Source organism: Pseudomonas syringae pv. coryli str. NCPPB 4273, assembly GCF_000972175.1.
GTDB lineage: Bacteria > Pseudomonadota > Gammaproteobacteria > Pseudomonadales > Pseudomonadaceae > Aquipseudomonas > Aquipseudomonas syringae.
This window is the reverse complement of the sequence record NZ_AWQP01000004.1, coordinates 204,894-217,267: the sequence shown is the minus strand read 5'-3', so window position 1 is coordinate 217,267 and position 12,374 is coordinate 204,894. Positions and strand designations below refer to the sequence as shown.

Genomic DNA, 12,374 nt, shown 5'->3' with positions numbered 1-12,374 from the left:
CGGACGAGTCCCTTAGCCGCGCGGCGCGGCAGCGCTGGCGATTTTGACGGCCGCTTTGGGCGCCACTTGTGGCAGGTTGCTGGCTTCGAGGGCCTGGCGTTGTTTGAGCAGTGCGGCGAGGGTGTCGGCGCTGGCCATCGGAGTGACTTCAGGGTCCACAGGCTGGCCGGGACGAACGCGCTGCAGGCCTTTGACGACGATGGTGTCATCCTTGGCCAGACCATTGCGCACAATGCGCAGGCCTTCGATTTTCGGCCCCAGCTCGACAGCGCGGTAGGCGGGCTTGTTGCCCTTGTCCATGACCAGCACGAACTTCTTGCCCAGGTCGGTGCCCACCGCTTCGTCGTTGATCAGCACGGCCGAGTAAGTGCCGCTGCCCACCAGTTTCAGGCGCGCATACAGGCCGGGGGTAAACGCACCGTCGGCGTTATCGAACACGGCGCGGCCACGAATGGTGCCGGTCCTCGGGTTGACCTGGTTGTCGACAAAGTTCATCTGGCCCAGGTGCGGGTTGCCAGGTTCGTTGGACAGTCCCAGATACACCGGCGTGCTCTGACCGCGCTGGCCTTTGCGAGCCAGTTCGGTGTACTTGAGGAACACGCGCTCGTCTGCGTCGAAGTAGGCGTAGACCTTGTCGGTGGAAACCACGCTGGTCAGGGCGGTGACATCGGCGGTGACAATGTTGCCGGCAGTGATTTCGGCACGACTTACGCGGCCTGAAATCGGTGCGGTGACGCGGGTGAAACTGAGGTTCAGTCTAGCCAGGTCCAGTTGCGCCTGAATGGCCGCGACACCGGCCTTGGCTTCCTGCGCCGAGGTGGTACGCGATTCGGCCAGCTCGGCGGAAATCGCGTTGTTGCTGCGCAGACGCTCGCCACGCTGGGCTTCGCTGTCACTGCGCGAAGCGACTGCGCGGGCCTGTTGCAACTGGGCTTCGAGGCGGCGGACTTCCGACTGGAAGGGGCGAGGGTCGATCTGGAACAGCAGGTCGCCTTTCTTGACCAGCGAGCCGTCGGTGAAGGCTACCTGATCGATCTGACCGGAGACTCTTGGGCGAACTTCGACCGTTTCAGGTGCTTCGAGACGACCGGTAAATTCATCCCACTCGTTGACTGGCTGTTCCAGTACCTTGGCCACACTGACTTTGGCTGCGCCAGGCGCACTGGTGGCTTCCGGCGCACGGCCGCAGGCACTGATGACGATCAAGGCGAGGGCGGTGAGAGGGTAGCGCAGATGGCTGATTGTCTGGTGCATGGGAAGTTCCGCCAATAGTGAAGAATGGGGCGGATTCTGTTGCGCACGGGGTGTTATTAACGAATCGAATAAACCGAAGGTTACTATCACTGGCAATGATGAGTACCCATAGGTCTTCGAAAAGCTGCAGCCGGGTGACCCGCAGGGTGGATAGCGGCCAGGCATTCGGGGCTGAGAATGCTCCCCTTATGGTGAGCCAAAAAAGCTCATGTCATATTGCTATCTCTTCGATCAGTCTTTGCAATCGCCGCGGCTATCAAGTTCGCCAGCGGACAGTCGATCCTTGGTTGTTACGATAAATCCCGAGGAAAAGTTTGATGAAGTCGACATGGCTGGACAATTTGAAGGTCAGCAAAAAGCTGAGTGTAGGCTTCGGTCTGATACTGCTGGGTGTGCTGACGGTCACCGCGATCGGTTACCTCAGCACCAACCTGCTGATCGAGCGGCTGGGCAAGGCAGCCAGGGTTTCTGAGGTGAAGGCCGATGCGCTGAGCCTCAGGATCGCTGCGCAGGCCTATACCGCCAAGCCTGACGCGAGTAATTCGCAGGGCTACACGGCCGCCCTGGACAATCTGGGCAAGACCATCGAGGAAGGCCTGAAGATTCTGACCGTTCCGGCCAACGCCGATATCCTCAGAGGTATTCGCGATCAGGCGGGTGGCTTGAGACAAACGTTCAGTCAATTGGTCGATAACAATCGGCAAATTGATCAGGCCATGCAGCCGCTGATCACCATTTCCGAACAAGTGAGCGGAAGCTTTGAGACACTCCTGCAAAAGACCTTGGACGACGTTTCCCGATCGCTGGATCAAAGCGGTATCGACCAGGTGAAGATTGCCGGCGACCTGCGCAATGGCATGACCAACTTTCGCCTGGTGTTTCGCCGTTATATCAGTATCCCGACCGCTGAAAACAGGCAGATTACCTTCGACGCTGCCGACTCTCTGATCGCTCAGGTAAGCAGCGCGCGCAATCAATTGCCGAACAAGGCAGCCCCGGCAGTAGATGAGGCGCTTGCGGCGCTGCAACAGTACAAGTCGTTGATGGTCTCCATCTCGCAACTGATGCAACAGAGTGATCAGATTCGTGACAGTCTTCGCCAGCAGTCAGTGGACATTGTCACCAGTACCGAAAAGCTGATGGCGGGTCAGGTGGTCAGTGCCAATAAAGAAAAAGACAGTGCAGTAACCCAGCTGCTCACGGTGGCGGTGATCGTATTGCTGCTGGGCATCTTCGCGGCGATCCTGATTACCCGTCAGATCACCCGTCCGCTCGATTCGACTGTGATCGCGGCGCGTCGGATTGCCGACGGCGATCTGACCAACGACCTCAGCACCACTCGCCAGGATGAACTGGGCCTGCTGCAAAACACCATGCAACACATGACCGTATCGCTGCGGACCCTGATTGGCGGTATCAGCAATGGCGTGACACAAATTGCCACGGCAGCCGAGGAGCTTTCAGCGGTCAGCGAGCAGACCAGCGCGGGTGTCACTCAGCAGAAACTGGAAGTCGATCAGGTGGCGACCGCCATGAACCAGATGGCGTCCACTGTCCAGGAAGTAGCGCAGAACACTGAAGATGCATCGCAGGCCGCCAGACAGGCCAGTGATCGTGCAGCCCACGGCAGCAGCGTGGTGCAACACGCCACGCGTGAAATCAGCCAGCTTGCCGGTGAAGTGGGGCAACTGGGCGAGGCCATGCAGCGCCTGATTCAGGACAGTGACAAGATTGGCGGCGTCATCGATGTGATCAAGGCGGTGGCAGAACAAACCAACCTGCTGGCCCTCAATGCCGCGATCGAAGCTGCACGTGCCGGTGAGCAGGGCCGTGGCTTTGCCGTGGTGGCCGATGAGGTGCGCTCGCTGGCTCAGCGTACACAGTCATCCACGACTGAAATCGAGGCGCTGATAAAGTCCTTGCAGGATGGCACCGGCGCGGCATCGGAGCTGATGAATGCCAGCCGTCAACGTACTGAAGGCACCGTGGCGCTGGCGCGCCAGGCCGAAGAATCGCTGCTTGAAATCACTCATTCGATCGTGACCATCGAGCAGATGAGTCAACAGATCTCTGCTGCCGCTGAAGAGCAGAGCGCCGTGACCGACGAAATCAATCGCAGTGTCATCAGCGTACGCGATATTGCCGATCAGTCGGCCACGGCCACTGAGCAGAGCGCAGCGTCTACCGTGGAACTGGCGCGCCTGGGCAGCAACCTGCAGGACATGGTTGCGCGCTTCCGGATCTGATGGTCGCCACTTTCAAATCGTTGCGAAGTTCAAACGTCTCACCCTGCAAAAAGAGCGGCGCTGGCAATCAGCGCTGCTCCACCCGCTGCAGAAACCTTCGGGTCCGCTCGTTTTGCGGATTCAGCAGAATTTCGCTCGGGGTGCCGTCCGCCACGATGCGGCCTCCCTCCATGAACAGCACCCGGTCAGCGATGTCCTGAGCGAATTTCATCTCGTGGGTCACCAGTAGCATGGTCATCTGAAATTCGTGGGCAATCGAGCGAATTACCGCCAGTACCTCGCCGACCAGCTCGGGGTCGAGCGCCGACGTGACTTCATCGAACAACATGACCTGCGGACGCATGGCCAGCGCTCTGGCAATCGCTACGCGTTGTTGCTGACCACCGGAAAGCTGGCTCGGATAGGCATCGGCCTTGTGAGCAAGTCCGACCAGCCCGAGGTATTGATGCGCGCGCTCAAGGGCCTCTTCGCGAGTCAGTCTGAGTACCCGTAACGGCGCTTCGGTGACATTTTCCTGCACGGTGAGGTGCGGGAACAGGTTGAACTGCTGGAACACCATGCCTACCCGATGCTCCACCGGAGCCTTGCGTGCGCCAGGCCAGCGCCATCCGGATGCGCGCGCGGGCACTGCTTCGCCTGCGACTTCTATGCTGCCTTGCTGGTAGTTTTCCAGGCCCTTGATAAGGCGCAATACCGTTGATTTACCCGAGCCACTGGGGCCGATCAAGGCGACTTTCTGACCTTGAGGAATGCTCAGGTCCAGATGGTCGATGATCCGGTTGCGGCCGAAGTCCTTGACCACGTGTTTCAGCTGTATCTGCGCAGTGGTGACGGACGGGATTGCGGTGTGTGCGAGATCAGACATGGCTGCGCCTTTCCAGGTATTTGAACAGCAACGAGGTCGGCACACTGATCGCCAGAAACATCAGCGCCATCACTGTATACGGTTCGTTGTAACGATAGGTCATGCCGGCGATCTGTTTGGCCGCCTGAAACAGTTCAGGGATGGTAATCACCGCCAGAAGCGGCGTTTCCTTGAACATGCCGATCAGGTAATTGCCGAGCACCGGCAGCATGGGTTTCAACGCCTGCGGCAGGATGATGCGCCGCCAGGTGTCGCCACGAGTGAAATCCAGGGCGCGTGCGGCTTCCCACTGTCCGGCCGGGATGTCGTCAATGGCACCGCGATACGCTTCGGCAATGTAGGCCGCGTAATAGCAGCCAAGGCCGATCACACCGGTGGTGATCGCCGGAAAGGTGATGCCCGCCAGCGGCAGCGCGAAGAACAGTACATACAACTGGACCATCAGCGGCGTATTGCGGAAAAAGCTCAGGTAGCCTTTGCTCAGGCGATGCACGACGGTTATCTGCGAGCGCAGTGTCATGGCCAGGATCAGACCGAGCAAAACCGCGAGCAGGAAGCCCAGTACCACGACCTGCACGGTCACCAGCAAGCCCTGAAACAGCTCCGGCAGAATCGACCAGGCGAATGCGATATCAAACTCCATCGTTCATCCCCTGGCCGTGCGCCAAGCGGTGGCGTGCTGCTCATAACGCTTGACCAGCCAGCTCAGTGGCCAGGCCATCACGAAATAGCACACCAGCACGATGCTCCAGATCAGCGTTTGCTGGCCCAGCGTGGTGATCAATTGACTGCCGGTAAAGGTCAGGTCGGTGAGGGTGATGAGCGAGACCAGTGACGTGGTTTTCAGCAGCTCGACCAATTGATTACCCATCGGCGGGATCATGAACGGCAGGGCCTGCGGCAGAATGATTCGCCGAAATGCGCTTATCGGCCCGAAGTCCAGCGCACGCACAGCGTCACGTTGACCCTGGCTGACGTTGATCAGTGCCGAGCGAATGATTTCCGCGCCATACGCCGAAAACGTCAGGCCCAGCCCCAGCACGCCCGTGGTCATGGGTGACAGACGAATGCCGAACAGCGGCAGAATGAAGAACAGATAAAACAGCAGCACCAATGCAGAGATGCCACGCAGCACCTCGACATATACCGTGGCGAACCAGCGTAACGCCCGAAATGGCGACAGGCGCATCAGGGCGATTACAAACGAGAGCACCAGCACCAGCAGTTCGGCAAGCACAGTGATCTGCAGGGTGATCCAGGCGCCGTGGGCCAGTTGCCTGGCAATGAAACCTGCGGTTTCCAGTGTTGCAGCATCAACAGGCATGGCCGTACTCGTGTGGGTCAGGGCCGTTTACTGCGCGCCCTTGCGGGGCGGGGCAGGTCATGGGTTGCAGCGTTGGGCGGCGGTGATGGCCGGGTCAGCCAGTTCGTTTTCGGTGTAGCCGTACTTCTGCAGAATTTTCAGCAGCTCGCCCGACGCCCGGAGTTTGGCCAGTTGTTCGTTGAAAGCCTGTTCAAAAGCCGGATCGTTTTTTGGCAGGCCGTAGGCGTGGTAATTCCAGCCCGGTTTGCCACTGGCGTCCGGAATCTGCTCGAAAGGCAAGGCGCGCTCGATGTCCGGACTGTTGGCTTTTTTGACCAGACTGATGACTTCGGCGTCCGGAAAGTACACCACGTCCACGCGCCCCGCCTGCAAGGCGGCCAATGCCTCGGTGTCCTTGTCGAACAACACCACGTTGCCGTTGGCGATACCGCTGTCTTTGGCTTCCTGAACCTGATTGCTGCCAGGTTGCGTGGCCAGGCGCACCTTGGCGTTGCTGGCGACGTCCTTGAGGCTGTGCAGGTTCAAAGGGTTGCCGGTTTTGACAATGAACGCACCGCCGGAGCGTGTCACCGGGTTGGAGAACGCGATGACCTTGCAGCGATTCGGATTGATGAACAGGCCTGCACCGATCAAGTCGAAACGACCGGCTGCAAGGCCGGGCACCAGCGAACCGAAGTCAGTGATAGGCGTCTCGATCTGCTTGATGCCCAGCGGTTCGAGAATCGCCCGCAGTATCTCGACGTTGGCCCCGGTGGCTTTGCCATCGGTGCCGATGTAGGCATAGGGCTGTTCATTGGCGATGCCAGCGGTCAGGCCGTCAGCGCGACCTTTTTCCAGCAGTCCGGCCAGGGCAGGGAATGAAATGACGGCATTCAGCAGCAGCGCTGAACCCATCAGGGCTGGGAACGACAGGGGGTTGATGCCTTTCATTGCGGGTGCTCGAAGTGGGGGAATAGGGCTTCTTGCTGATGCGGCCTGAACATGCGGGTCAGGTGCGCAAGTTAGCTTGGTCTTGCCTGCGTCCTGCTTCGGCAACATTTGCTGCATAAGATGCAACTCTATAGCTATTAAAAAAATAATTTAAATATCGATAAGGAATATGCATATACGCAGTCGCCGCCGTTATGGATGCCAAGCGTCGTGCGACCTATTGATGCAAGACCAGGTATTTGTCAGTGCGTCCCTGTTCGCAACTCCAGACGCCGGCCAGGTATCGCGGCAATCAACTCCTGGGTGTAGGCCGCTTCAGGTCTGGCAAAAACATCCTCGGCCAGCCCGTACTCGACGGTCTTGCCATGCTTGAGCACCAGCACCTGATGAGCAACGCTGGCGACCACTGCAAGGTCGTGAGAGACCAGCACGTAGGCGATGCCCGATTCAGCCTGCAGCTCGACCAGCAGGTCGAGAATCTGTGCCTGCACTGACACGTCCAGTGCCGAGACCGGCTCATCGAGCAGTAGCAGATCGGGCTGCAGAGCCAGCGCTCTGGCAATGGCAACCCGCTGACGCTGTCCACCGGAAAGCTCGCGCGGCAGGCGGTCCAGATAGGCCACGGGCAACTGCACTCGCTCTATCAACCGGCGTGCGATCTGTTCCAGTTCGCGGCCTTTGAACAGGCCGAACGAGACCAGGGGTTCGACGATGCTTTCAAATAACGTGAAGCGTGGGTCAAGGGCCGCGAACGGGTTTTGCTGCACTAACTGGATACGCCGTCGCAGCGGTCTGAATTCGCGCCAGCCCAGGTCGGTGACATCCTGGTCGTCCAGTAAAACTCGTCCGTGGGTGGGCTTCTCCAGACCCAACGCAATGCGCAGTGCGGTGCTTTTACCCGAGCCGGACTCGCCGACGATGGCCAGTGTCTGGCCGGGATACACCTTGAAGTTGACGTCCTGCAGCGCCTGGAAGTCGGCGTCCTCGCCTTTCACGTAGGGCAGGCGATAGGTCTTGCCGATGTTGCTCAAGGTCAGCAGTGGCCGGTCGTTACTCGACACCGGGCGCGGTGTTGCCGGGCTCTTGCGTTGCCCGAACGCCGGTGCTGCTGCGATCAGCGCACGTGTGTAGGCATGGCGAGGCGCGATGAGTATCTGTTGCGGGGGGCCTTGTTCGACCAGCTCGCCCTTGTTCATCACCAGCACTCGATCGGCCCGGTCGGCCGCCACGCCCAGATCGTGGGTGATGATCAGCAGGGAAATACCACGCTCGGCCACCAAACGTTGCAGATGATCGAGGATCTTGCGTTGTACCGTCACGTCCAGAGCGCTGGTGGGCTCGTCGGCGATGATCAGGCGTGGATTGCCGGCCAGGGCGATGGCGATCAACACGCGCTGGCGCATGCCGCCGGACAGTTCGTGCGGGTACTGACGAGCACGCAATACCGGCTTGTCCAGACCGACCTGCTGCAGCAATTCCAGCACATCGGCATCGACTGCCGGATAACGTCGGCCGTGGGCCTGAATCAATGCTTCGGCGATTTGCCGGCCAATGCGCAGGGTAGGGTTGAGGCTGACCATCGGGTCCTGCGGTACCAGACCAATGGTGCCGCCGCGAATTCGCCGCTTCTCGCGTTCGCCGGCATGGCCAAGATCCTGTCCATCGACGTGCAGCTCGCCGCTGGTTATGGACGCGTTGTCCGGCAACAGGCCGAGTATGGCGTTGGCCATCGTCGACTTGCCGGACCCGGATTCGCCGACAATCGCCACGGTTTCACCTCGGGCGACCTGAAAGGATACGTTACGCACGGCCTGGTTGATCTGGCCATCGAAGCGGTAGGCGACACTCAGATGACGAATGTCGATCAGTTGAGCGGTGTCGGTCATCGTTGAGTCTCCTCCAGCGTGCGGGCGATGTGGTTGAAGCTGAACACCACGCCGACCACGAACAGCCCCGGCAACAGTGACACCCAGGGTGCAGTCATCAGAAAATGACGACCGTTGGCAATCAGCGTGCCCCATTCGGCGGCCGGTGGTTCGGCGCCGAAACCCAGAAAACTCAGCCCGGCAGTGGCCAGAATCGCCGCGCCGAAGTCCAGCGTGGCGAGCACCGCCACCGGGCCCCAGGCGTTCGGCAGGATGTGGCGCAGCAGGGTTCGCGTCCAGCTTGCACCGCCCAGACGCGCGGCTTCGACGTAAGGCAGGGTCTTGACGCGCAATACTTCGGCGCGGGTGGTGCGTGCGAAGCCGGGGATGATTCCCACACCGACCGCAATGGCCACCGGAAGGGTGCCGAAACCGATAGCGGTGACAATCGCCAGCGCCAGTAACAGGCCGGGCAGGGCCAGCAATACATCGATCACGCGCATGATCACCGCATCGATGCGCCCGCCTGCGAAACCGGAAATCACCCCCAGGCTCAGACCGCCGGCCATGGCGATGCCAACCGCCAGCAATGCCGCCTGTACCGACAGGCTGGAGCCATGCACAACGCGGGTATAAAGATCACGGCCCAGCTCGTCGGTGCCGAACCAGTGCGCGGCATTGGGGGCGGTGAGCTTGTCGGCAGGCGAGGTGGCATAAGGTGCGTAGCTGCTCAGCAGATTGGGTGCCATCGCGGCCAGCAGCGCAAAGGCGACGATTGCCACGGCCAGCAGAAAACCCGGGCGCCGCAACAACGGCCTGGCAGCTTGCATGGTCCGACTCAGGCTGCTGCGCCGCCGCCACTGCGCTTCAGGTGCGGTTTTCCCGGAAATGGTTTCACTGGAAGCAACCAGGCGAGCCAGGCGCGCAAGGCGGTTGTCGAAGATAGTCATGGCTTCAGGAGACCTTTGGCATATGGGCGATGCGCGGATCCAGCGCGGGATACAGCAGGTCAACGATCAGATTGACCACGACGAACGCAGCTGCGGAGACCGCAACGATGGCCAGTACCACCGGGATGTCCTGGCGCAGCACGGCTTCCTGGGCAAGTCGACCGACCCCGGCGCGCGCGAAAATGGTTTCCACCAGCACCGCGCCGGACACTGTGTTGCCGACCTGCAGGCCGATCAGTGTCAGCAGCGGCAGGGCAGCATTCTTGAACGCATGGCGGGCCTGAACCTGCCCGCGGGTCAGGCCCTTGGCGTAAGCGGTGATGATGTAGGGCTCTTTCCAGACGCCCTGAAAGCCACGTTGCAAAACCTGGGTGTACACCGCAGCGCTGGGGATCGCCAGCGTGACGGCGGGCAATATCAGGCTGGAAAATCCCTGATTGCCGGTCGCCGGGAACCAGCCAAGGGTGAACGCGAACAGTTGAATGAACAGCAGGCCCATCCAGAAGACCGGCACCGAGAAGCCCAGCGACGGCAGGCGTGACAAGGCGACTTTCAAGGGCTGCCAGCGTACGTAGGCAGTGAGATACGCCAGACCGATCCCGCCGATCAGTGACAGAACAATGGCCAGCCCCGCGAGGCTCAGGGTTTGAGGCAGGCGTTCGATCAGCAATTCCGACACCGGGCGATTGAGCGTCAGCGAGTTGCCGAAGTCGCCATGTATTGCTCCCCATAGCAAATCGACGTATTGCTCGAAGATGCCCCGGTCCAGTCCGTAATAGAGCTTGGCCTTGGCGAGGTCCTGCGCGGACAGTGAGTCGATTTCGACACCCGAGGCGCTGAGCATGATCGACAGCGTGTCACCGGGCAGCAGGTACAGAATGAAATAGGTGACGCTGTAGGCACCCCAAAGTACCAGCAGCGCTTGCGCGATGCGACTGAGGACATAGCGGCTCATGTCGTTGCCAACTCGATGTCGTTTAACAGCGCAAAGCCTTCCGCCGTCCAGTGGAAATTGCGTACGTTTTTCGCTGTGGCGGCTTGCCAGACCCGCTCGTAGACCGGGAACGCCGAACCTTCGTCGACCAGCAAGTCCTGCAACTCGCCATAGGCCCGGGCGCGCTGTTCGCTTTGCGTGGCGGTCAGCCCGGCGTCGAACAGCGCAAGGGCTTTGGGCAGTGTTTCCGGCGCGTAAAGGTTGGTCGCCAGTGTCGAGCTATTGGCGCTGCGCGGGTCGATGATGGTCTGCAGAATGATCGGGTCGGCACGGGTCATGTAGGTGGACGTCAGGTCATAATTGCCTGCCGCATTGGCCGCAGCCCATTCGGCGGTGGTCACCACGTTGAGCTTGAGCTCGATACCCACCTTGCGCAGCTGATCCTGAATCAGCACATCGCCAGCGGTTTCGGCGGGGGACAGGTTGTAGGCCAGCTTCAGTCGCTTGCCTTCTTTATAACGATAGCCGTCGGCGTTTTTCTGCCAGCCCGCAGCGTCGAGCAGGCGCTCTGCACCTTGAGGGTCGTAGGCCAGTTTGTCGGCCTGGTTTTCATAAAACGGCGTGGTGACGTCGTAGATGCCGGAGACCACCGGGAATTGCGGGTTATAAACGGTGGCTGCGTAGGTCTTGCGGTCGATTGCCTTCTGCAGGGCCAGGCGCACGTTGCGTTCGGCAAGAATGCGATTGCCGCGCGTGTTGGGGTACAGGTTCAGCGCAGGCCCTGGCAGCGAACGGCTCTGAATGGTCGCGCCCTTGGACTTGAACAGGTTGAGGTCCACCTCGGAGAACGGATTGCGTGGCCAGAGAATATCGACATGCCCCTGAACGAACTGGCCGTTACGTACGCTTTCTTCCGGCACGTAGCTGACCTCGACCGCGTCCAGATGCGCCTCGCCCTTATTCTGCGCATTGGCCGATGGCCAGGCATAGCCCTTGCGTTTGGTCAGGCGCAAACCGCTTTCAGGCGTGTAGCGCTCCAGCACGAATGGCCCGGTGCCGATGATTGCACCCAGCGAGCGCTGCTTAACGCTGAGCGCGTAGGACTCTGGAGCAAGAATGGCGAGATTGGTGGTTGAGGTGGCTTGCAGAAAGCCTGCATTGGGTTGGGCCAGCACCAGTTTGATGGTGAAGTCGTCCAGTACCTCGGCGTGGTCGTAGCCTTTGAGGTAAGTGGCGCCGAAGGTGGCTGGCAATTGTGCGGCGAACGACTTGTCCGCGTCGTAGGCCGTCTTCACCGCTTGAGCGTCGAAACGCGTGCCGTTGCTGAAGGTCACGTCCTTGCGCAAGTGAAAGGTGTACTCCAGCGCGTTGTCACTGATTTCCCAGCGCTCCGCCAGCCAGGGAATGATCTTGCCGGTCTGCGGGTCCTGATCGGTCAGGGACTCGGCAATATTGCGCAGCACCACCCGATGCTCCAGCCAGTAAACCTGAAAGGGGTCAAGGCTGACCAGCGTGGTGTTGTCTCTGAAGAACCCCACTTTGAGGGTTTTGGCTGCCTGGCCGTCCTGGCCGGAAGGTGAGCAGCCGAGCAGGGTAATGGCTGTGACGGCGGTAAACAGCAGGCGCGAGAGGAGCGGGCGCCGGGTCATCGCATTGTGCTCCGAGTCACGAATCCATCTGAGAAAGTCGAAGGTGGTGTACGGCGCATGGAAGGTCCTCTTCAAGTCGAGCACAGTGCTTCAGCACTGATTTATTAAGACCGTATTCTTATGGTTATGCGCTGTAAAATTCTTTTTTGTTCTAAGCTAATATAGGTTTTTATGATTTATAAAGTTATTAATTATGCTCTATTGGTATTTTATGGTGCATGGCCAATTTCTGTAACGGGTCTGCAGCGCGCCCCGGAAACGACAAAGCCCTCGAGTCAGGAGGGCTTTGTGAGTGCTGTATGGTTCAGTGCATGCGTTCCGGATAAGCCATCACCACGCTTGGTAAGGTGGGTGATG

Annotated in this window: 10 protein-coding genes and 1 pseudogene; 2 read left to right on the top strand and 9 right to left on the bottom strand. The window is 59.9% G+C overall.

Annotated features, from left to right (window positions below; translation table 11 throughout):
* Window positions 1-12: 12 nt before the first annotated feature.
* Window positions 13-1,254, bottom strand: a complete 1,242-nt coding sequence (gene mexE, locus P406_RS02835) for a multidrug efflux RND transporter periplasmic adaptor subunit MexE (RefSeq protein WP_046235275.1) — start codon at window positions 1,252-1,254, stop codon at window positions 13-15.
* Window positions 1,255-1,571: 317 nt separating this feature from the next.
* Between mexE and P406_RS30070 the strand changes: the two are divergent.
* Window positions 1,572-2,642: pseudogene (locus tag P406_RS30070) on the top strand (methyl-accepting chemotaxis protein); the annotation flags it as partial.
* Window positions 2,628-3,500, top strand: a complete 873-nt coding sequence (locus tag P406_RS30065; RefSeq protein ID WP_370683546.1) for a methyl-accepting chemotaxis protein — start codon at window positions 2,628-2,630, stop codon at window positions 3,498-3,500. The pseudogene P406_RS30070 and the gene P406_RS30065, both read left to right, overlap by 15 nt.
* A 67-nt stretch (window positions 3,501-3,567) precedes the next feature.
* Here the strand turns inward: P406_RS30065 and P406_RS02825 are convergent, their stop codons facing one another.
* From P406_RS02825 to P406_RS02790, 8 genes are all read right to left on the bottom strand, one after another.
* Complete coding sequence (locus P406_RS02825) at window positions 3,568-4,365, bottom strand: amino acid ABC transporter ATP-binding protein (protein ID WP_046235273.1); 798 nt, start codon at window positions 4,363-4,365, stop codon at window positions 3,568-3,570.
* A complete protein-coding gene (gene ehuD, locus P406_RS02820) occupies window positions 4,358-5,008 on the bottom strand; it encodes an ectoine/hydroxyectoine ABC transporter permease subunit EhuD (protein WP_046235272.1) in 651 nt (216 codons plus the stop codon). Before ehuD ends, P406_RS02825 begins: the two co-directional genes overlap by 8 nt.
* Before the next feature lie 3 nt (window positions 5,009-5,011).
* Entirely contained in the window at window positions 5,012-5,689 is a 678-nt protein-coding gene (gene ehuC / locus P406_RS02815; protein WP_003383635.1) for an ectoine/hydroxyectoine ABC transporter permease subunit EhuC, read from the bottom strand.
* Window positions 5,690-5,746: 57 nt separating this feature from the next.
* Window positions 5,747-6,619: an ectoine/hydroxyectoine ABC transporter substrate-binding protein EhuB gene (gene ehuB / locus P406_RS02810; RefSeq protein ID WP_046235271.1), complete on the bottom strand. Its 873-nt coding sequence runs from the start codon at window positions 6,617-6,619 to the stop codon at window positions 5,747-5,749.
* Window positions 6,620-6,861: 242 nt separating this feature from the next.
* Window positions 6,862-8,505: a dipeptide ABC transporter ATP-binding protein gene (locus P406_RS02805; protein ID WP_046235270.1), complete on the bottom strand. Its 1,644-nt coding sequence runs from the start codon at window positions 8,503-8,505 to the stop codon at window positions 6,862-6,864.
* A complete protein-coding gene (locus P406_RS02800; protein WP_082100681.1) occupies window positions 8,502-9,434 on the bottom strand; it encodes an ABC transporter permease in 933 nt (310 codons plus the stop codon). Before P406_RS02800 ends, P406_RS02805 begins: the two co-directional genes overlap by 4 nt.
* 4 nt (window positions 9,435-9,438) lie before the next feature.
* Window positions 9,439-10,389, bottom strand: a complete 951-nt coding sequence (locus P406_RS02795; RefSeq protein ID WP_046235269.1) for an ABC transporter permease — start codon at window positions 10,387-10,389, stop codon at window positions 9,439-9,441.
* Window positions 10,386-12,017, bottom strand: a complete 1,632-nt coding sequence (locus P406_RS02790; protein WP_046235268.1) for an ABC transporter substrate-binding protein — start codon at window positions 12,015-12,017, stop codon at window positions 10,386-10,388. The genes P406_RS02795 and P406_RS02790 overlap by 4 nt, the downstream gene beginning before the upstream one ends.
* Between the last annotated feature and the right edge of the window lie 357 nt (window positions 12,018-12,374).